The sequence below is a fragment of the Bradyrhizobium sp. HKCCYLRH2060 genome, from assembly GCF_051168135.1.
Lineage (GTDB): Bacteria > Pseudomonadota > Alphaproteobacteria > Rhizobiales > Xanthobacteraceae > Bradyrhizobium.
Genome location: NZ_JBNPUK010000001.1, coordinates 595,447 through 615,886 on the forward strand (window position 1 = coordinate 595,447; position 20,440 = coordinate 615,886).

Consider the following 20,440-nt stretch of genomic DNA (forward strand, 5'->3'; position numbering starts at 1 on the left):
CCGAAGGCGTTCAGCGGGGTTATATAACGATCCGGCCGGCAAATGCGACCCGCCTGACGAGCGGTACCGGCGGCCGCCGTCTACCGGCGGCAATCCTGCGCGATGCGGTCGAGCGCCTGGGCGAGCCCCTTCAGCGAGAACACGTCGGTGGTCTCCGTGCCCTTGGCCGAAACGCCCTTGACCACCGCCTCGGGCGCCTTGCGCATGGCCTCGACCAGCCGCTCTTCCTCGGCGGCGTTCTTGATCCAGAGCCCGTCACCCTGGGTATACATGGCATAGGAGGCACCGCCGACCTCCACCGCGGCGTCGGATCCGGGCTTCAGCGCATAGCCGATCATGATCGAAACCTCGTTGAAGACCTTCTCGGAGGGCCGGGTCGACACGAAGGCATAGGCGGGATCGCGCGGACGGTTGGGCGGATTGGTCTTGGAGGTTGTCGGCTTGGCCAGCGCGAAGCAGACCTTCTTGCCGCCGGGCATCGCGGTGTAGGCGCCCCAGCCGCCGAACTGTCCGATCAGCGTCGGTTCCGCGCCGCCGATGCTGGGAACGGCCGGCTTCGATTCCGATTTCGGTGCGGCCTTCGGACGCGGAGCTGCGGCCTTTGGCGCGGCGCTCTGTGCCACGACGAGGCTCGGAGCTCCGAACAGCAGCACGCCGCCGACCAGCGTTGTCAACAATCGCCCGAACAACATGATACGTTGAGTTCCCCCGCGACTTCGTTCCACCAATATTGTGACTGGAAAATGGCCCGGAATCGCTGACCGTGGTCGCGATGGATAGCGGCTAAATGCACCGCTTGCAAAGGCCGCAGAGCCGGATTGTCCGGCGCTTCGCGTCCTCGGGCCGGCGCCGCGCCCATGCCGCGGCCCGATGATGATTGTGGCGCGGCGGCAAATCCGGCATGACGTTCCCAAAGCCGGACCTCGATCCGGCGGTAACGACCAAGGAGCGCCCATGAAAGCCATTCTCTGCTCGCAATTCTGTCAGCCCGACGATCTCGTCCTCACCGAGGTGCCAGATCCGGTGGCCGGTCCCGGCGAGGCCGTGATTGCGATCAAGGCGGCGGCGCTGAACTTCTTCGACATCCTGATGATCCAGGGTAAGTACCAGATCAAGCCGCCGTTCCCGTTCTCGCCGGGCGCAGAGGTCGCAGGTGTCATCGAGAGCGTTGGCGATGGCGTCACCGACCTGAAGGTCGGCGACCGTGTCGTCGCCTCCTGCGGCCACAACGGCGCGCGCGAAAAGATCGCGCTGCCGGCCGCGTCGATCGTCAAGATTCCGGACAATCTCGATTTCGATCGCGCCGCCGGCATCATCATCATCTACGGCACCGCGCTGCATGCGCTGGAGGATCGTGCCAGTCCGAAGCCGGGCGAGACGCTGGCCGTGCTTGGTGCCGCCGGCGGCACCGGCCTTGCCGCTTGCGAGCTGGGCAAGCTGATGGGGCTGAAGGTCATCGCCTGTGCCTCTTCGGACGAGAAGCTCGAATTCGCCAGGCAGCACGGCGCGACGCTGACGTTGAACTACGCCAAGGAGGATCTCAAGGAGGGGCTGCGGCGGCTCACCGACGGCAAGGGCGCCGACATCATCTTCGATCCCGTCGGTGGCACCTACGCCGAGGCCGCGCTGCGCTCGATCGCTTGGGAAGGCCGGTTCCTGGTGATCGGCTTCGCCGCCGGCGACATCCCGAAGATGCCGCTGAACCTCGCGCTGCTGAAGGGCTGTGATATCCGCGGCGTGTTCTGGGGCGCCTGGACCCGACTCAACCCCGCCAAGAACCGCGCGAACCTCGAAAAGCTGGTGCAGTGGACCGCGGAGGGCAAGCTGTCGTCGCATGTCGACCGCACCTTCCTGCTGGCGCAGACCGCCGATGCCTTGAAGGTGCTGGCCGGCCGCCAGGCGATGGGCAAGGTGATCCTGCACCCCTGAGGACGTCGCGCAATGAAGGCCCCCGGGGTTGCTGTATTCCCCCCGGGGTAGCCTCGCCCTGATCCGCGCAACCAAACCGGGCAGAGCCCTGTCTGTTCTGCGGGCGCAAGGCTCGAGCCGAGCCGGCCCGAGGTCGCTGTGACATCCGCGCGATGCGCGGCGGTCGCAAATTTGTTCGGCGGGCTGCCGCGCCGGCGTCACGGATTCGCAACCGGAAGCAGAAAATCCGAAAACGAGCGTTTCTTGGTTAACGCAACCGCGCCACATTATGGCATGGTTAATTGTAGGGCTTTGCCGTTGTTATCTCGACGTTTCTGGATTTGGTGCCGTGCGATGTCGCACGTGCGTCGCCACAATCAGATCAAAATATTTCCAGAATCATGCCGGCTCTCGTCCACTTTTAGTCGGATTCAATTAGTCAATTAGTTGTCGGCAGTGGGGTGCCTCTGGCAATCGTGACGTGTCTCGAGCTTCTGACGGGCTTGGGACCAAAAGTATGTTGCGTGAAGTTGAGATGGGGATGAAGGCCATGGCTGAGCGGACGACGCGCGGACGTTTCAACAACAGAACTCCTTCGGAGCCTGATTTCAGGCCTTTCCCCGACGAACTCCCTCAGGAGCGCCCACCGAACTATCGTTTCGGCCGGTCGACCCAGGACAACTATCCAAACGACGAATCGATGCCGATGTTCCTCTCTGAGTATGAGAGCGGCAATCAGATCGACAGCACGCATTTTGAGGACCAGTGGCCGGCGCGGACCCGCCGCGTCTCGATCTCGTCCCGGATCCTTCTCGCCGTGGTGGCTGCGGCCGGCGTCGCGGTGCTCTTCGCGCTTGTCACCTCGGATGCGACGCGCGACCTGATCGCCAGTGCCAAGGCTTCCATCATCGGCGCCACGCCGGATCCGACGGCCCCGCCGCAGGCCACCAACACGCAGCTCACCGCGCGCGACATGCAGCTGAACGAGCCGGCGCGACTGCCGCCCGAGCCGCCGGCTGCCGCTGCGGCGCCGGTGCAGACGGCAGCCGTCGCCCCGACGCGTGACGACATCGCCAACGCCTACCAGACAGCGCTGCAGAATCGCAGCGTGACGCAGCCTGCGCCGGTTGCAGCGCCGCCGAGCTTCGCCACGGCACCGGCCGCGCCGGCCCCGAGCGCGATGGAGCCGTCCTCGATCAATTCGCCTGGCGCGGGATCGGCAATCGTCGCACCCGGCCTCGGCGCCGTGACCGCCGCTCCGCCGCCCGCGCAGGTCCGCCGGCTCGATCCCGACGAACTCGCTGGCATCATGAAACGCGCCAAGAGTCTGCTGGCCGCGGGTGACATCCCGCCGGCGCGACTGCTGCTGGAGCGCGCCGCCGAGGCGCAAGAACCGGCCGCGGCGCTGATGCTGGCGCAGACCTACGATCCCCACGTGCTGGGAACGAAGGACATCCGCAACATCAATGCCGATCCGGCTGCGGCTCGCAACTGGTACCGCCGCGCCGCCCAACTCGGCTCGTCAGAGGCGCAGCGCAGGCTCGATCAGCTGCAGAACTGAACGCTCGTGACGGCAGCGATGCCGCCCCGTTTCATTTTTTTGTTTCACGCATGATTTTCGGGTCCGTTCAGGGGCGACGCCAGCCGAGACTTGGCGCTGCCCGCGTCCGGCTCGCAACCATGTGCCAGCCTTACATCAAGGGGGACAGATGCGACGTCTTGTTGGAGCGGCCCTAGCCGCAATGATGATAGCGTGCGGTTTTGCTGCCCACGCCGAGGAAGGCGAGTTCGACCCGGCCAAGGTGAGCGACAGCCTCAAGGCGATCTTCCAGTTCGGCTCGGTGCAGACCAAGCAGGCGCTGAACGCCAACACGGTGACGCTCATCACCGGCACGATCGGCGGCACCTACGTGCAGTTCGGCGCCGACCTGGCCTCGCTGCTCGACGACGGCAACAATCTGCGCGTCCTGCCGATCGTCGGCCGCGGCTCGGTGCAGAGCGTGGCCGACATCCTGTTCCTGCAGGGCGTCGATCTCGGCATCGTCCGCGCCGATACGCTCGACTATCTCGAGCGCAAGGGTTTCGCCAAGGACATCAAGCGGCAGTTCACCTACGTCACCAAGCTCTACAATGAAGAGATGCAGGTGATCGCGCCGCGCGCGGTGCGCAACCTGCGTGACCTCGAGGGCCGCCGCGTCAGCGTCGACCTGCCGAATGGCGGCACCTTCGTCACGGCGCTGACGGTGTTCGAGCGGCTTGGCCTGCGCGCCAACTTCGCCTACATCGAGCAGCGCATCGCGATGGAGAAGCTGAAGCGCGGCGAGCTCGATGCCGTCATCGTGGTCGGCGGCAAGCCCTACAAGTCGGTCTCGACCTTCGTGAACGACGGCCGCTTCCATCTCGTCAACGTCGATTACGATCGACCGCTGCAGACCGACTATCTGCCCGCGACCCTGACGGCGAAGGACTACCCGAACCTGATCGCCGAGGGCGAGAAGGTCGACACGATCGCGGTGCCGGCCGTCCTCGCCGCCTACAATTGGGCGCCGAACACCGACCGCTATCGCAAGCTCGCAACCTTCGTCGACGCCTTCTTCACCAAATTCCCGGCATTCCAGAATCCGCCGTTTCATCCGAAGTGGAAGGAGGTTTCGCTGTCGGCCCCGCTCGCCGGCTGGCAGCGGCTGCCGTCCGCCAGCAAATGGCTGGAGAGCCATGCCATGGAAGGCGCGCAACGCGACCGCTTCGACGACTTCCTGAAGCAGAGCAGCGCCGGCAGGGCGATGCCCAGCCAGGCCGACCGCGAGGCGCTGTTCAAGCAGTACCAGGCCTGGGAGGCCGAGAAGACCGGCAGCGCCCGCGCCCAGGCGCGCGGCCAGCGCTGAGCTCGGAGCGTTCGACGACGTCCCATCAAGAGAAAAGCCCCGCGGATGCGGGGCTTTTTGCTTTTGCGCCCTTCCGAGGCGCTGACTGCGGGCGCCCGGCTTGCCCGGCCGGAGCCGTCGTCAGCAGATCGTCTCGCCGTCCTTCGCGACGTCAGCGTTCTTGTCTGCCGCCAGCCGCGCGAGTACGGCGCGGGCGGCGGCATGATGGTCGGGCGTGATGTTCGAGGCGACCATGCGGATGGCGGTGGCGAGCACCGCCGCGTCGTCGGTGAAGCCGAGGATGGGCAGCACGTCAGGCATGAAGTCGAACGGCACGACGAAGTAGGCGATGGCGCCGAGCAGGGCGACCTGTACGTGCCGGGGTGTCTCCTTGTCGAAGGCGCAGTAATACGCCGCAAGCAGCTCCTCGGCGAATGGCAACCGCGCGACAACCTTCTTGAACTTGATCCAGAAACGACGGCGAAGGGTCTCGCGATCCCGGGCCAGCCGCTCCGCGGGCTCGAAGCCAACGCTGTAGTCGGTCGCATCCGACATGATGTCCGATCTCCGGTTCCAGACGGCGCCGGGGGCGCGGTCCACGCCCTCGGATGTGGTGATGGCGACGCCGGCCGCAAGGCGCGTGCCGTCGTCGCCAAGGCCTCAGCCGCGCATCGTCGCGGCGATCGCGTTCATCGCCTTGGCGAGCTCGATGTCGCGCAGGGTCACGCCGCCGGCGTCATGGGTCGTGAGGACCACCTCGACGGTGCGGTAGACGTTGCGCCACTCGGGATGATGGTCAGCCTTTTCGGCGACCAGGGCGACGCGGGTCATGAAGCCGAAGGCTTCGTTGAAGTCTGTGAATGTGAACGTGCGGGCGATGGCCTCACGGCCCACCGCCTCGGACCAGCCGGGAAGCTCCCGCAAGGCAGTGGCGCGTGCCTCCGCCGACAATCGTTGCGGCATCTCGATCTCCTCTCGTGGTGCAATCGACCGGACACGTGGCAACATCCGGGCGATTGCGGGGTCTACCTCCAGCCGGATCGCGCCGGGGTCCGCCCGATCAGAGCCTTGTCACAGGCCGTTGCCGGAGGGGCTCGGACCTGTCCCGATCCCCCGGTGGCTGGTGCGATGGTAACCATGACGCAGATGTCACCCCGGGCGGACAAGAAATTTGCTACAGTTCAGCTCTATCGAAGGACGACGTGGCCAGACGAAGCCACCTGTGGCATCGCCCGGGCCCAGGACCACCGGAGGACAGAATCTGGTAGATGCTCAGACCACGCCAGCGCAGCGCTCACGGATGCGCCCTGCCGTGTTCATCGTCATCGCCGGGATCCTTGCGGTCGTCGGCGCTTTGACGGGTGCCTACTATTTTGCGATGCGTCCCGTGGTGCTCAAGATCGCGGTCGGTCCGCCCAACAGCGACGACCTGAAGGTCGTCCAGGCCCTGACCCAGGCCTTTTCCCAGTCGCACGCCTCCGTCAGGCTGCGGCCGGTTCCGACCGAGGGCGCCGCCGAGAGCGCGCAGGCGCTGGCCGCCGCCAAGGTGGATCTTGCGATCGTGCGGGGTGACCTCGAGGTCCCAAAGAACGCACAGGCGGTGGCGACGCTGCGCAAGAACGTCGTCATCCTCTGGGTGCCCTCGTCCGGCAAGGGCAAGAGCCGCAAAGGTGGCGCCAAGATCACGAAGATCTCGCAGCTCGCGGGCCACAAAGTCGGCATCATCGGCCGGACGCCGGCGAACGCGAACCTGCTGAAGGTCATCCTGCGCCAATATGGCGTCGACCCCAGCAAGGTCGAGATCGTCCAATTCCCGATCACCGAGGCCGCCGAAGCGGTCCGAAGCCAGAGGGCCGATGTCTATCTGGCGGCCGGTCCCATCAACAGCAAGATCACGGCGGATGCGATCGCCGCCGCCACCAAGGAAAGCGGGCCTCCGACGTTCCTGGCCATCGATTCCGCCGCAGCCATCGCACAGAACCATCCCGAATACGAGGCCACCGAGATTCCGGCCGGCGCGTTCGGCGGGGCGCCCGATCGCCCCGAAGATGAAGTGAAGACGATCAGCTTCAATCACCACATCGTGGCACGCAAGGGCCTCACCGACTCGACGGTCTCGACGTTCACGCATCAGCTGTTCTCGGTGCGCCAGCAATTGCTGTCGGAATTTCCGCTTGCCGCCAAGATCGAGACGCCGGACACCGACAAGGACGCGGCGATCCCCGCTCATCCCGGCGCGGCGGCGTTCGTCGACGGCGAGGAGAAGACCTTCCTCGACCGCTACAGCGACTACATCTGGTGGAGCCTGATGGCGCTTTCGGCGATGGGTTCGGCCGGTGCGTGGTTCGCCGGCTATCTCAAGCGCGACGAACGCACCATCAACACCTCGCTGCGCGATCGTCTGCTGGAGATGATCACCATCGCGCGCAGGAGCGATTCGACCGAGGAGCTCGACCAATTGCAGAGCGAGGCCGACGAGATCCTGCGCAACACGCTGACCTTCTTCGAGGACGGTGCGATCGAGCACGCTGCGTTGACCGCGTTCAACATCGCGCTCGAGCAGTTCCACAACGCGGTGGCCGATCGCAAGCTCATCCTGATGAGCATGCCCGCCAATCTGCAGCGAACCGGCGCGCAGTTGCGTGCCGCCGGCACCTGAGGTCGGACCACGCTTGCGCTGCGGCCGTGTCACGCGGCGGCCGGGGCGCGATTGTAATTCCAGCGTCATCAATCTTTCCTAGGTCTGCCGGGCCGTGACTCGCGCCTGCTCCCGCGCGCGATCCGACCAGGAGATCCGCATGACGCTTCGCATTCCTCGACCGCACACAGCCCTGTCCCGCCGCCGCTTCCTGTCGACGGCCGCCGCAGCCGGCGTCACGACGCTGGCGATGCCCTATCTGAGCCGCGCCGCCGACCGGCCGCAGATCACGCATGGCGTGCAGTCCGGCGACGTCGGCATGGATGGCGGCGTGGTCTGGGCGCGTGCCGATCGGCCGTCGCAGATGCTGGTCGAGGTGGCGACCACCGAATCGTTCAAGGACGCGCGGGCGCTGCCACCGATCGCCGCGCTTCCGGAGAGCGACTTCACGGCCAAGATGCTGATCGAAGGCCTGCCGAGCGGCCAGGACATCTTCTACCGCGTCAAGTTCCGCGACCTGTCGCATACCGCGGTCGAAAGCGAGGCCGTGGCCGGCCGCTTCCGCACCGCGCCCGGCAACAAGCGCGACGTCTCGTTCGTCTGGGGCGGGGATGTGGCGGGGCAGGGCTGGGGCATCAATCCCGATGATGGCGGCATGTTCACCTTTGCGACGATGAAGAAGCACCGCCCGGATTTCTTCCTGCATTCCGGCGACACCATCTATGCCGACGGCCCGATCAAGTCCGAGGTAAAGCTGCCGGACAACAAGGTGTGGAAGAACCTCACCGTGGAAGAGAAGGCCAAGGTCGCCGAGACGCTCGACGAATTCCGAGCCGCCCACAAATACAATTTCCTCGACGAGAACGTTCGCGCCTTCAATGCCGAGGTGCCGATCTTCGTGCAGTGGGACGATCATGAGGTCACCAACAACTGGTCGGCTTCGAAGGAGCTGCCGGCGAGCTACAAGGAGCGCAACATCCAGCTGCTCGCGGCCCGCGCGGCGCGCGCCTTCCACGAGATGTATCCGATGCGCGAGAGCATCATCGAGCCGGGCCGCGTCTATCGCACCATCAACTACGGTCCGCATCTCGACGTGTTCGTGCTCGACGAGCGCAGCTACCGCGGCGCCAACGGTCCCAATCTCGAGGACAAATATGGCCCGGCGTCCTACTTCATCGGGCCGGAGCAGATGCGCTGGCTGAAGCAGGCGCTGCTCAATTCGCGCGCGACCTGGAAGGTGATCGCCTCCGACATGCCGCTCAGCATCATCGTCTATGACGACGCGGCCAACAAGAAGGGCTCGGAAGCCATCGCCCAGGGTGACGGCCCGGCGCGCGGCCGCGAGCTCGAGATTGCCGAGATCCTGCGCTTCATCAAGACGGCGCCGATCCAGAACACGGTGTGGCTGACGGCGGACGTGCACTACGCGGCCGCGCATTATTACGATCCGAACAAGGCGCAGTTCCAGGACTTCGAGCCGTTCTGGGAGTTCGTCTCCGGTCCGTTGCATGCCGGCACCTTCGGTCCGAACGAGCTCGACAACACCTTCGGCCCCGAGGTGCGCTTCATCAAGGCGCCCGGCCTCGACAAGCAGAACCTGCCGCCATCGGCCGGGATGCAGTTCTTCGGCCACGTCAAGATCGAAGGCGCAACGGGCCAGATGACCGTGACCCTGCGGGATCGCGCCGACGTCGCGCTGTGGTCGACCACGCTCGATCCGAAGCTCGGCTGAGGTCTTGTTGCTCGGCGGCAACACGATCGCGTGCTGCGACGGCAACTAATCGCGTCGCCGCAGCACGGCCTCCAGCGCCTCGGTCGGGCACGGCTTCGGCAGCCGCGGCCGGTCGGCGAATGCGGCCGGCACGCGGTCGGCGCCATAACCGGTCGAGAATGCGAAGGGAATGCCGAGCGCCGCCAGCCGCTCGGCAATCGCAAAGCTCTTCTCGCGGACCAGGCCGACATCGAGGAGTGCGAATTGCGGGACACGCTCGGCGATCATGGCGAGCGCGGTGGCGACGTCGGCTGCGATCCTGATGTCGGGAACGCCGAGGTCGGTGATCGTGTCTTCCAATCCGAGCGCAATGATGGGGTCGTCTTCGACGACCAGCACATGCTGATAGAACTCGGGCACGCCTGATTGCGAGCTGGTCATGGGATCTGCGGGTTCCAGGAGGAGGGACGGACCCCGCGGCCGGCGCCTCCTCTCGAGCGCGCTGGCGGGTTCCTGGAACCAAGGCAGCATATCAGAGTTCCTCTGTCGGTGCACTTGTGAACACAAGGAGCACGGATCACGCACATGCGTTGCGCACGGGGGATGACGATGCTGAGCCAGGGTGTGACCACGCTGAGCCGGGAACGGCCCTACAACAACCTGCTGCGGCGGCTCAGTCCGGCCGACTACGCGCTGATCTCGCCGAATCTGGTCGAGGACACGGCAACGCCGAACGAGCTGCTCTACAGTCCGGGCGACGACGTGCAGATCGTGCATTTTCCCTGCGGGCCGGCGCTGACGTCCTATCTCGTTCCCAATGAGGACGGTCGCGACGTCGAGACCATCCTGGTCGGCCGCGAGGGCGCCGTCGGCGGGATCGTCAGCGAGGGCTTCCTGCCCGCCTATACGCGGATCGTCGTCAAGTTCGGCGGCCCGTTCGCCCGGCTGCCGTTGTCCCGCCTGGCGGCCGCCAAGCTGCAATCCAAGACGCTGCGCAACGTGTTCGCGCGCTACGCCGATTGCATGCTGGCGCAGATGTTCCAGTCGACCGCCTGCAACGCGATCCATTCGATCGAGCAGCGCACGGCGAAGTGGATCGTGGCCGCGATGGACCGCACCGATGGCGAGCCGATCGTGCCGCTGACGCATGAGCAGCTGGCCACCCTGCTAGGCGTCGGCCGCAGCTACGTCAGCCGGGTTGTCCAGACCTTCAGGGCCGAGGGCATTCTCGAAACCCGCCGCGGCGCCTTCATGGTGCGGGACTTCGACGCGCTGAAGCGCCGTTCCTGCCTGTGCAACGAGGCCGTGAAGACCCATTTCGAGGAGGTCCTGCGCGGTGTCTATCCGACCGAGCAGGCCGAGGCGGGCTGAGCCCGCAGGCGCTCTCGATTCCCTGCGCATAGGCGCAGCCGACGGCTTCGGCCATGAGCTGGCCGGTGCTGGTCCTCGTGGGGATCGCCGGTCGGGGCGGTTGGATTCGTCTCGTCTACTGCGCCGCCCGGCAGCGTGCAGGCGCGAAACGGGCAGCCAGCCGCCCGGAAACTGCTCCTCGCTCCTGAAAGCAGTCATTGTTTTTTGGCATTTTCTGCCTATATTGCGCCGCAACGCGCGAGGTCTGCCCGGTCGATTGGCCGGGCTTCCTATTTGGGGCTGCCGGCCCCTGCCGCCGAACGAGTTTCGCGAGCGCGCGTCGCAAAGCTAACAGCTTGATTCGACTATCATAAAGCGCGCGCCCCGCCGGGGACAGAGCACGGGCTCTTGAGAAAGCTTAGAAGACACCGACCATGAACCTCCGTAACATCGCTATCATCGCCCACGTTGACCACGGCAAGACGACCCTGGTCGACAAGCTGCTGCAGCAATCCGGTACCTATCGCGAAAACCAGCGTCAGGTTGAGCGCGCGATGGATTCGAACGATCTGGAGCGCGAGCGCGGCATCACCATTCTGGCCAAGTGCACCTCGGTGCAGTGGAAGGATACCCAGATCAACATCGTCGACACCCCCGGCCACGCCGATTTCGGCGGCGAGGTCGAGCGCATCCTGTCGATGGTCGACGGCGTGATCGTGCTGGTCGATGCCGCCGAAGGCCCGATGCCGCAGACCAAGTTCGTGGTCGGCAAGGCGCTCAAGCTCGGCCTGAAGCCGATCGTCGCCATCAACAAGGTCGACCGGCCCGACGCGCGCATCACCGAAGTCGTCAACGAGGTGTTCGACCTGTTCGCCGCCCTCGATGCCACCGATGAGCAGCTCGATTTTCCGATCCTGTACGGGTCGGGCAAGAACGGCTGGATGGGCACCTCGCCCGATGCCTCGCACGAGGACGGCATGCAGCCGCTGTTCGATCTCGTCATCAAGCATGTGGCGCCGCCGGTGGTCGAAGAGGGCCCGTTCCGGCTGCTCGGCACCATTCTCGAGGCCAACCCCTATCTCGGCCGCATCATCACCGGCCGCATCGCCTCCGGAACCGTGAAGCCGAACCAGGCGGTCAAGGTGCTGTCGCGTGAAGGCAAGCTGATCGAGACCGGCCGCATCACCAAGATCCTGGCGTTCAGGGGTCTCGAGCGCCAGCCGGTGGACTTCGCCGAAGCCGGCGACATCGTCGCCATCGCGGGCCTCACCAAGGGCACCGTGGCCGATACGTTCTGCGATCCGGTCGTCGAGAGCCCGCTGCAGGCGCAGCCGATCGATCCGCCGACCGTGTCGATGTCGTTCATCGTCAACAATTCGCCGCTCGCCGGCACCGAAGGCGACAAGGTCACCAGCCGCCTGATCCGCGACCGCCTGCTGCGCGAGGCCGAGGGCAATGTCGCGCTGCGTGTGGTGGAATCGCAGGACAAGGACGCGATGGAAGTGTCCGGCCGCGGCGAATTGCAGCTCGCGATCCTGATCGAGACCATGCGCCGCGAAGGCTTCGAGCTCTCCGTGTCCCGTCCGCGCGTCGTGTTCGAGAAGGACCCGGCCACCGGCCAGACCCTGGAGCCCATCGAGGAAGTCGTGATCGACGTCGACGAGGAGCATTCCGGCGTCGTCGTGCAGAAGATGAGCGAGCGCAAGGCCGAGCTGATCGAGATGCGGCCGTCCGGCGGCAACCGTCTGCGGCTGGTGTTCTACGCGCCGACCCGCGGCCTGATCGGCTATCAGGGCGAGCTGATGACCGACACCAAGGGCACGGCGATCATGAACCGCCTGTTCCACAACTACCTGCCGTACAAGGGCGCGATCCAGGGCCGCCGCAACGGCGTCCTGATCTCGAACGACCAGGGCGAGGCCGTGGCCTACGCGATGTTCAAGCTGGAGGACCGCGGCCCGATGATGATCGAGCCGGGCTGGAAGGTCTACAAGGGCATGATCGTCGGCGAGCACACCCGTGACAACGATCTCGAGATCAACGTCCTCAAGGGCAAGCAGCTCACCAACATCCGCACCACCTCGAAGGATGAGGCCGTCCGTCTGACTCCGCCGATCCGGATGACGCTGGAAAAGGCGCTGGCCTATATCGAGGACGACGAGTTGGTGGAGATCACGCCGAAGTCGATCCGCCTGCGCAAGAAGCACCTCGACCCGAACGAGCGCAAGCGCGCGGAGAAGCAGAAGGAAGCGGTGGCGTAAGGCCAGCCTTTGCTCTTTCCTTCGTCATGGCCGGGCTTGACCCGGCCATCCACGGTCTGGCGCCGTGGAAGCGACGGCGTGGATGCCCGGGCCTTCGCCGCGCCGAAGCGGCTTCGGCCGCGCAGGCGGGTCAAGCCCGGGCATGACGACGGAGTTGGATGAGCCAATGTCCTTTCCACTCTCCACCGACATCGCCATCATCGGGGCCGGCGCGGCCGGCCTCGGCGCCGCGCACGCACTGAAGAACGCGGGCGTCTCCTTCATCGTGCTGGAGGCGCGCGACCGCATCGGCGGGCGAGCCCACACCATCATGGCCTCGCCCGAGGTGACCTTCGATCTCGGCTGCGGCTGGCTGCATTCGGCCGATCGCAATTCGTTCGTCGCCATCGCCGAGAAGCTCGCTTTCGCCATCGACAAGTCACGTCCGCCGTGGCGCGACCAGGCCTATGACGCGGCATTCCCGCAGCCTGAGCGCGAGGATTTCCTTGGCGCGCTGGAGTCGTTCTTCACCCGCACGGCAGATGCTGCCAAGAGCGGCCGCGATGCGCCTGCGAGCATCTGCCTCGAGCCCGGCAATCGCTGGAACGGCATGATCGATGCGATCTGCACCTATCTCAACGGCTGCGAGCTCGAGCAGATGTCGCTGCTCGACTTCGAGGCCTATGAGGACACCGAGCTGAACTGGCGGATCCGCCGCGGCTATGGCGCGCTGGTTGCCGCCTACGGTGCCGGCCTGCCAATCGCGCTGAACTGCGACGTCACGCGGATCGATCACAGCGACAAGCCTATCCGTCTGACGACATCACAGGGCACGCTGACCGCCGACAAGGTGATCGTCACCGTGCCGACCAATCTCATCGCCGACGAGGCGATCCGCTTTACGCCCGGATTGCCGGCCAAGGTCGAAGCCGCCGCCGGTCTGCCGCTCGGCCTCGACAACAAGGTGACGCTGGCGCTCGACGGCTGGGAGCACCTGCCAAAAGATTCCGGGATGCGCGGCCGCAGCAGCACCGCGCGGGTCGGCAGCTTCCAGCTGCGCCCGTTCGGCCAGCCTTGCATCGAAGGCTTCTACGGCGGCAGCTTCGCCCGCGACATCGAAGCGGCCGGCGAGGGCGCGCTCGCGGCCCAGGCGATCGATGACGTCGTCGCGCTGCTCGGCGGCGACATCCGCAAAAGTCTCAAGCCGCTCGCCGAGTCGCGCTGGGGTGCCGATCCGTTCGCGCGCGGCGCCTATTCGCATGCGCTGCCGGGCCATGCCGACAAGCGCGCGGTGCTCGCCGCGCCGGTCGATGACCGCCTGTTCTTCGCTGGGGAAGCGACGCCATCGGACTTCTTCTCCACCGCCCATGGCGCGCGAGACTCGGGCGAGCGGGCGGCGCGGGAAGCGTTGGCATCGTTACGTAAGCCCTAGTCCTTCCTTCGTCATTGCGAGCGCAGCGAAGCAATCCAGGGTCACGCAGGTGGTCGCAGTTCTGGATCGCTTCGCTGCGCTCGCGATGACGGAATTCGTTGATCCAGATTCGATTCTCTCTGTGATTTTCGCGGTTCAGCCGTCACCGATGAGTGTCGACAGCCGCGGTCTCCCCTGCGATTCGCAGGAACTCCCGCGCAGCCTGGGTCTGATGGTGCTCCTTGTGGCGCAGGCTGTAGAAGCGGCGCTTGGGCAGTTCGATATTGGCGACAGCAAGCAGGCCCGCCTTGACCGCGCGCATCACGACGAGGCGCGACAGCACCGTGACGCCGGCGCCGGCCTCGACGGCGCCGCGCACGGCTTCGTTGGACGGCAGATCGAACGCCACGTCGAGCTCGGCTGGCGCGATCCCGAACCCGCCGAGCGCTGATTCGAGCACGGCGCGCGTGCCGGAGCCCTGCTCGCGCAGCACCCAGCGTGCCGTCTTCAGGTCTCTGGTTGTGACAGACGCGCCGCGGCACAGGGGATGATCGATCGGCCCGACCAGCACCATTTCGTCCTCGGCGACCGGCTGGGCCGCGAGCGCGGGATCGTCGACGTCGCCCTCGACGAAGCCGAGATCGGCGGAGCCTTCGCGCACCCGGTCCGCCACCTGCTCGGTATTGCCGATCGACAGTTGCAGCCTGATGGCGGGATGCGCCGCCTTGAAACGGTGAATGAAGGCCGGCAGCCAATAGCCGGCGATGGTCTGGCTCGCGGCCAGTGCCAGCTGCCCCCGCTTCAGGCCGGCGAGATCGTTCAGCACGGTCTCGGCGGCGGCCGCCCGCGCCAGCACCGCCTTTGCTTCGACGAGAAATGCCTTCCCGGTCGCCGTGAGCACGATGCGGCGTCCGACACGATCGAACAGCTTGGTCTCGTAGCGCGCTTCGAGTGCAGCCACGGCCGCCGATGTCGCCGACTGGGTCAAATTGAGGTCGCGGGCCGCTTGAGTGACGTGCTCGCGGGTCGCGACCGCAACGAAAATCCTGAGCTGTTCGAGCGTCACATGCGTCCTATGTGGTCAGCTTCACCAGAGCCAGGCTGAAGCCTGCAATGAACAGGAAGGCGAGCAGGCCCAGCGCCAGCGGCCGCAGGCCCTTTGCCTTGAGCTTGGCGAAATCGGTTTCCAGTCCCATCGCGGCCAGCGCCATCGACAGCAGGAATGTGGTCGCCGTCACGATCACCGTCTTCATCTCGGCGGGAATGCTGATCACGCTGTTGAGGCCGACCAGCGCGATGAAGCCGAACACGAACCAGGGCAGTGGCGGCTGCGCATTGCCCCGGGTCTCGCCGCCATGGCGCACACGCCGCGTTGCCAGCAGGCCGAGCGTGAGCACGACCGGCGCCAGCAGCATCACGCGGGCCAGCTTGGCGATGGTGCCGAACTCGCCGGCCTGCTGGCCCTGCTGAAACGCGGCCGCGACCACCTGGGCGATCTCGTGAATGGAGGCGCCACTCCACAGGCCGAAGGCGTGCGCGTCGAGATGCAGCAGCGCCGGAAGCAGCGGATAGATGAACATCGCGATCGAGCCGAACACCGTGACGCAGGCCACCGCATAGGCGACGTCCTCGTCATGGGCGCGCGTGACCGTGTTGGTCGCGATCACGGCGGACGCGCCGCAGATCGAGGTCCCCGCGGCGATCAGCTCCGCCAGCTTGCGGTTGACGCCGAGCAGCCGTCCCATCCACACCGTGAACAGGAAGGTGCCGGTGAGGCTCAGGGCGATCACGGCGAGACCACGCGCGCCGACCTCGACGATCTGGGCCGCCGTCAGCTGCAGGCCGAGCAGGATGATCGCCAGCCGCAGGACGCGGCGCATCGAGAAGGCGACGCCGGGCTTTGCCCGCGCCGGGGTGCCGACCACGTTGTGCAGCGCCATCCCTGCCACGATCGCCAGGATCATCGGGCTGAACAGGCCGAGGCCCGGCAGCAGCCGCAGCCCGAAGGCGCCGGCCGCGAGCGCGGCTGACAGCGCGAGCCCGGGCAGCAGCGCCGATGCCGCCGGTGCGTGCGAAGGTCGATGATGAACGGCAATGGGCGCATCGGCGATCAGATCGTGCGAAGGGGCAGTCATGGAAATCTCTCCCAAACCAAGTCTGGGGAGAAGAATTTCATGCTGTTATCAATCGATCCAACAGATTATATTGTATGTATCATTCGTTTCAATCGATTAATTGGCTCGCTGCCGCATCTCTCCGCCGACCCGATCACGACTCCAGCACCCGATTGCGCAGCTCGGCATCCGGCACGAAGCAGGATTCGTATTTACCGAAGATGTGGTAGCGGTTGCGCGCGACCACGCTGTAGACCGCATCGCGCAGCGGCTTCGGAATGGCGAGCAGCGCGCGCGTCCAGCTCCAGCCCGGCAGGTTCGACAAGACGGTCAGCGCAGCATCGGATTTCAAATGCGCCGTGCCGCCATGCACGACGGCGTTGGTGTCGGGATCCCGGGGATCGATGCCGAAGGCCTGCGCCAGCCGGGTGCCGTAAGGCGACTGGATCGGCGTGAAGCGGAAGCGCTTGGCGGTGTCGCGCGCGATCACGAACTGCACCCAGCGGGAGCAGAACACACAGACGCCGTCGTAGAGAATCACGTCGTCGTCGGGCCAGTTGGTCATCAGCGATTGTCCATCATGAGCAGCGCGACCAGCATCAGCACGATCGCCGGTCCCGTCTTCACCAATGCGCCGAGCGGTTCGAGCCAGAGATCAGGCGTCAGCACCGCGCAGCCCACCATGTAGCCGAGCGAGACGAAGATGCCGGTAGCGAGGCCGAAAGTCGCCGTTTTGCGGAACGCGATTAACACGCCGACCGAGATGTCCATCATGCTGGTGATCGCCGCGAACGGAACGGCGAACCAGTCGGGCCAGCCGCGCGTGGTTAGGATCGCCGTGGTCGCGGGAAACGAGATGAACAGCGCAATCGACCCCGATGCGACCCAGAACAGCACGAGGCTCGCGATGATCAGCGCCTTGATCAGGAACAGCCGCGCGAACCATTTGTCCTGAATGGTGGCGCCATGCGCGCCGACGGCGCGGTCCAGCGTCGCGGGTGTGATGCCGGTTGCCGCGATCCACGGTGCGGGATCGCCTTGCACCCCGCGGCGAAGCTCGGCGATCGCGGTGGTGCGCATCGGCGGCATCCAGCCGAGCCGGCTGCAGAGGTCACCGGCGAAAGCGCCGAGATTGATCAGGGTCGCAGGCACGGCAACGCGTGGCCAATCCATTGTGCCCAAACTGCGCCGAAACGCGCCGATGACGTCGCCGAGCGTCACCGCCTCGGGCTGCATCAGGTCCCAGCTCACCGCGCGCGTCGCCTCGTCATCGATCGGCCGCATCGCGAGCCAGGCGATGGTCGTGGCGATGTCCGCCACCGCCACCGGCTGGAACGGCGTCGCCGCATCCTTCGCCGGCAGGTCGACGGGGAGCGCGGCCAGCGCGCGGACCATCGCGCTGCCGCCATAGGCTGACGGCGCGATCACGAAACCCGGGCGCAGGATGGCATGGGCAACGCCTGAGGATGCGATCAGCCGCTCCGCCTCGCGCTTGGTGGTGGCGAAGGCGGTGTGATCCTCGTCGGCCATGCCGGGGATCGAGATGTGGATGAAGCGCACGCGACGGCCGCAGGCCGGGATCGCGGCGAGCAGGCGCGCGACGAAGTCACGATGCACGGCAGCGGTATCGCTGCCCGGACCATCCTGCAGCACGCCGAGGCAATTGACGACGACGTCGATCTCATGCGCGCGCACCAGACCCGCGAGGGCGCTGGCATCCATCGCCATGATCGGCAGCTCGATATCGAGCGGCGACACTCGTTGGGAGGCGGAGAATGCACGCGCGACGCCGATCGTCACACAGCCCCGCCGACGCAGATCATCGGTTACGGAACGCCCGATCAGGCCGGAGGCGCCGAGCACGAGGAAGCGCGGATTGTTCGACGCGATCATGCCAATTCCGTCAGTACGGCTTCGCAATCATCAGCCAAAGAATGGCCATGACCGCCCCGAAGCCGGGGATGCCGCACAGAAACCAGCGGCGGAACACGGTGTGATAGCGCGGCGGCAGCTTCTCGGACCGGATGTCGGCAGCGCGCGCGAGATCGCGCAGCTCGATCTGCATGAAGACCACGGGCACCCAGAACAGCCCGGCTATGGCATAGAGCGCGAGCGAGATCAGCAGCCAACGCTCGCTCAGCGCCGTCGCCGACAGCCACATCAGCGTGCCGCCGGTGATCGGCTGCAGCAGCACGGCCGACAGCGTGAACAGCATGTCGGCGATCACCACGACGCCGGCGGTGCGCGCGATGAACGCGGCCTCGCCGCTGAGATGCGCCATCAGCATGAAGAATGCGATCCCCGTGCCGGTGCCGAGAATGACGATGGCACCGAGCACGTGGAGATATTTGACCAGGAAATACAGCGTCATCGTGTCCTGCTAGTTCGGCGGCATCGGATGCGTCGACCGACGAGTCGTTGTCAGCGCCTTCGACAACAAATTCGCCGCCAGTGCCACGCCGTCGTCGTGCTCGATCATCCAATGCCCCTCCGCGCCGGAAGCTGGAAACAGGTTGAAGCCCGCCCGGCCTCCGGCCGAATTGAAGGCCTCCGCGAGCCGACGCGAAAGCGCTGGTGGAAAGTAGCTGTCATTGGTCGCGACCAGCCACGTGACCGGAGCACGCGCGCCGAGTCCGAACACGCGGGCCGTATCGAGCAGGCGCGCCTCTGCACAGACGCGCCCTGGCACGTCGTCGGCATGGCCGCCACGGCCGGGTGCGAACACGATGATTGCCGAGACGATCTGCGGCGGCTGATCGGCGAGTGCCAGTGCGCCCCAGCCGCCGGCCGAATGGCCGATGACGACGGCGCCGCCCTTCGCCGCGAACGGCTGCTCGCGCATGTAGGCGAGCGCGCGCGAAATCTGCGCCGCCGTCGCGCGTCCTGCCTTCTCGTAGTCCGCGTCGGCGCAGCCGCCCTGGTCTTCGACATAGGGACCGCCGGTGCGGCCGTGCCCGAGCCGCTCCGGGACCAGCACGGCATAGCCTCGCCCGACCAGGAGACGCGCCAGCGCCGTGTAGGTGGGTTGCGGCAGCTCCGCCCGCCGCAGCGGATTCTGCGTTGAGGCATGCGCGATCACCGCCAGCGGAAACGGTCCATCGCCAGCAGGCCGGTAGAGGATCGCGTGCGCGGGAACGTCGGTCGCGGTCGACGGAATGAGCCATTGCTGCCGGCGCGCCGGCTCGGCTTCGGGCGACGCGGGACCGAACGGCTGTGCCGTTGCGCCGGCTGCGACTGACAGGACGACCAGCGCGAGCAACCATGAGACGCAGCGAAGCAGTACCATTCAGCCGGACGGGAAGATGTTGAGCCCGCGCCACACTAGCCGAGGTCGCGGCGCGTCGGATGCGATTTCTCGTTCGACGTATGAACGCGCGGTGACGGAGCACCGCCATCCCTCGACAATGTTGCGAAATTGTCCCTTTTCGGCACAGCTTTCCGCCACGGTGATGCCGAAAGTCCACAGGTTAACCGATCTTTAACGTGGCACCTTGAAGGCGGACCGCCGACTTGCTTTGATCCCGTCATGAGCACAACCCTGATCGAAGTCCGTCCGGCCAAGGCTGCAGATGCGGCTGCGGTGGCGTCAGCCCATGATGAAGCCTGGCGTTCCGCCTACCAGGGGATCATCCCTGGCGCTGAGCTGGAGAAGCTGATCAACCGGCGTGGCCCCCAATGGTGGGACAGCGCGATCCGCAAAGGCAGCCGCGTCAGCGTGCTGGTGTTCAACGACAAGGTCGCAGGCTATGCGAATTACGGCCGCAATCGCGCCCGCAGCCTGCACTTCGACGGTGAAGTCTACGAGCTTTATCTGCGACCGGAATTTCAGGGGCTGGGGTTCGGTCGCCGGCTCTTTCAGTCCGCCAAGCGCGACCTCGCGCAGAGCGGCCTGAAGAGCATGGTGGTGTGGGCGTTGTCCGACAACGATCCCGCCACCGAGTTCTACCGCGCCTTGGGCGGCCGCATGGTCGCGCGGTCGTCGGAGCGCTTCGGGCCGAAGTCGCTCGACAAGGTTGCCTTTGCCTGGACCAACTGAGCCTGGACCGGCCGTGCTCTGGGCGCGTTAAGCGTTAACGCGCCGGCGAATTGAACTGAAAGTGTTGGCTTGAGGTAGCTGTTGCGCAGCCGCGATTTTTTTGCGACTGCGAATGCCAGCGCTCATTCCTCGGGCGTCCGACCCTGAAACGTTCAAGTTCTACGGAGC

At 66.0% G+C, this 20,440-nt stretch carries 19 protein-coding genes; 9 read left to right on the forward strand and 10 right to left on the reverse strand.

All coding sequences use genetic code 11. From position 1 onward, the window contains the following. Positions 1-80: 80 nt before the first annotated feature. Positions 81-692 carry an invasion associated locus B family protein gene (locus ACQR10_RS02585; protein ID WP_316215450.1) on the reverse strand — a complete coding sequence of 204 codons (612 nt, stop codon included), beginning with the start codon at positions 690-692 and terminating at the stop codon, positions 81-83. Between the two features lie 262 nt (positions 693-954). Here ACQR10_RS02585 and ACQR10_RS02590 point away from each other — a divergent pair, with 262 nt between their 5' ends. The 3 genes from ACQR10_RS02590 to ACQR10_RS02600 all read left to right on the forward strand — a co-directional run bounded on the left by ACQR10_RS02590 (position 955) and on the right by ACQR10_RS02600 (position 4,793). Further along, positions 955-1,929, forward strand: a complete 975-nt coding sequence (locus ACQR10_RS02590) for an NADPH:quinone oxidoreductase family protein (RefSeq protein WP_316215451.1) — start codon at positions 955-957, stop codon at positions 1,927-1,929. Positions 1,930-2,458: 529 nt separating this feature from the next. After that, positions 2,459-3,469 (forward strand): hypothetical protein, encoded by a 1,011-nt coding sequence (locus tag ACQR10_RS02595; protein ID WP_315800838.1) that lies wholly within the window; start codon positions 2,459-2,461, stop codon positions 3,467-3,469. Between the two features lie 148 nt (positions 3,470-3,617). Beyond that, entirely contained in the window at positions 3,618-4,793 is a 1,176-nt protein-coding gene (locus tag ACQR10_RS02600; protein ID WP_315800837.1) for a TAXI family TRAP transporter solute-binding subunit, read from the forward strand. Between the two features lie 120 nt (positions 4,794-4,913). Here the strand turns inward: ACQR10_RS02600 and ACQR10_RS02605 are convergent, their stop codons facing one another. Next, complete coding sequence (locus ACQR10_RS02605; protein WP_316215452.1) at positions 4,914-5,327, reverse strand: YkvA family protein; 414 nt, start codon at positions 5,325-5,327, stop codon at positions 4,914-4,916. Positions 5,328-5,432: 105 nt separating this feature from the next. Beyond that, positions 5,433-5,735 carry a 4a-hydroxytetrahydrobiopterin dehydratase gene (locus ACQR10_RS02610; protein WP_315800835.1) on the reverse strand — a complete coding sequence of 101 codons (303 nt, stop codon included), beginning with the start codon at positions 5,733-5,735 and terminating at the stop codon, positions 5,433-5,435. 349 nt (positions 5,736-6,084) lie between these two features. On the opposite strand from ACQR10_RS02610, the gene ACQR10_RS02615 reads away from it, so the two are divergent. Together ACQR10_RS02615 and ACQR10_RS02620 are read left to right on the forward strand one after the other, a co-directional pair. After that, entirely contained in the window at positions 6,085-7,431 is a 1,347-nt protein-coding gene (locus ACQR10_RS02615) for a TAXI family TRAP transporter solute-binding subunit (RefSeq protein WP_316180179.1), read from the forward strand. A 139-nt stretch (positions 7,432-7,570) separates the two neighbouring features. Next, complete coding sequence (locus ACQR10_RS02620; protein ID WP_316180181.1) at positions 7,571-9,142, forward strand: alkaline phosphatase D family protein; 1,572 nt, start codon at positions 7,571-7,573, stop codon at positions 9,140-9,142. A gap of 45 nt (positions 9,143-9,187) precedes the next feature. Here ACQR10_RS02620 and ACQR10_RS02625 read toward each other — a convergent pair whose 3' ends face one another. Then, the gene (locus tag ACQR10_RS02625) at positions 9,188-9,562 is read right to left on the reverse strand and encodes a response regulator (protein WP_315800832.1); all 375 of its coding nucleotides are present in this window, start codon (positions 9,560-9,562) and stop codon (positions 9,188-9,190) included. 168 nt (positions 9,563-9,730) lie between these two features. Between ACQR10_RS02625 and ACQR10_RS02630 the strand changes: the two genes are divergently transcribed. From ACQR10_RS02630 to ACQR10_RS02640, 3 genes are all read left to right on the forward strand, one after another. Next, positions 9,731-10,492 carry a Crp/Fnr family transcriptional regulator gene (locus tag ACQR10_RS02630; protein WP_315800831.1) on the forward strand — a complete coding sequence of 254 codons (762 nt, stop codon included), beginning with the start codon at positions 9,731-9,733 and terminating at the stop codon, positions 10,490-10,492. Positions 10,493-10,905: 413 nt separating this feature from the next. Beyond that, on the forward strand, positions 10,906-12,732 hold the full coding sequence (typA, locus tag ACQR10_RS02635; RefSeq protein ID WP_315800830.1) for a translational GTPase TypA: 1,827 nt from the start codon (positions 10,906-10,908) through the stop codon (positions 12,730-12,732). Positions 12,733-12,898: 166 nt separating this feature from the next. Continuing rightward, the gene (locus tag ACQR10_RS02640; protein WP_316215453.1) at positions 12,899-14,143 is read left to right on the forward strand and encodes a flavin monoamine oxidase family protein; all 1,245 of its coding nucleotides are present in this window, start codon (positions 12,899-12,901) and stop codon (positions 14,141-14,143) included. Positions 14,144-14,285: 142 nt separating this feature from the next. On the opposite strand, the gene ACQR10_RS02645 is transcribed toward ACQR10_RS02640, so the two are convergent. The 6 genes from ACQR10_RS02645 to ACQR10_RS02670 form a co-directional block, all read right to left on the reverse strand. Then, positions 14,286-15,188, reverse strand: coding sequence for a LysR family transcriptional regulator (locus ACQR10_RS02645; protein WP_316215454.1), 903 nt, complete (start codon positions 15,186-15,188; stop codon positions 14,286-14,288). A gap of 7 nt (positions 15,189-15,195) precedes the next feature. Further along, positions 15,196-16,170: a YeiH family protein gene (locus ACQR10_RS02650; protein WP_316180454.1), complete on the reverse strand. Its 975-nt coding sequence runs from the start codon at positions 16,168-16,170 to the stop codon at positions 15,196-15,198. 220 nt (positions 16,171-16,390) lie between these two features. Then, on the reverse strand, positions 16,391-16,801 hold the full coding sequence (locus ACQR10_RS02655) for a thiol-disulfide oxidoreductase DCC family protein (protein WP_316215455.1): 411 nt from the start codon (positions 16,799-16,801) through the stop codon (positions 16,391-16,393). Beyond that, on the reverse strand, positions 16,801-18,129 hold the full coding sequence (locus ACQR10_RS02660; RefSeq protein WP_316215456.1) for an SDR family oxidoreductase: 1,329 nt from the start codon (positions 18,127-18,129) through the stop codon (positions 16,801-16,803). Before ACQR10_RS02660 ends, ACQR10_RS02655 begins: the two co-directional genes overlap by 1 nt. Before the next feature lie 10 nt (positions 18,130-18,139). Next, on the reverse strand, positions 18,140-18,607 hold the full coding sequence (locus tag ACQR10_RS02665) for a DUF2269 family protein (RefSeq protein ID WP_316215457.1): 468 nt from the start codon (positions 18,605-18,607) through the stop codon (positions 18,140-18,142). Between the two features lie 9 nt (positions 18,608-18,616). After that, positions 18,617-19,522 (reverse strand): dienelactone hydrolase family protein, encoded by a 906-nt coding sequence (locus ACQR10_RS02670; RefSeq protein WP_316215458.1) that lies wholly within the window; start codon positions 19,520-19,522, stop codon positions 18,617-18,619. A 240-nt stretch (positions 19,523-19,762) separates the two neighbouring features. Between ACQR10_RS02670 and ACQR10_RS02675 the strand changes: the two genes are divergently transcribed. Beyond that, positions 19,763-20,272: a GNAT family N-acetyltransferase gene (locus ACQR10_RS02675; RefSeq protein ID WP_006611902.1), complete on the forward strand. Its 510-nt coding sequence runs from the start codon at positions 19,763-19,765 to the stop codon at positions 20,270-20,272. Positions 20,273-20,440: the final 168 nt, after the last annotated feature.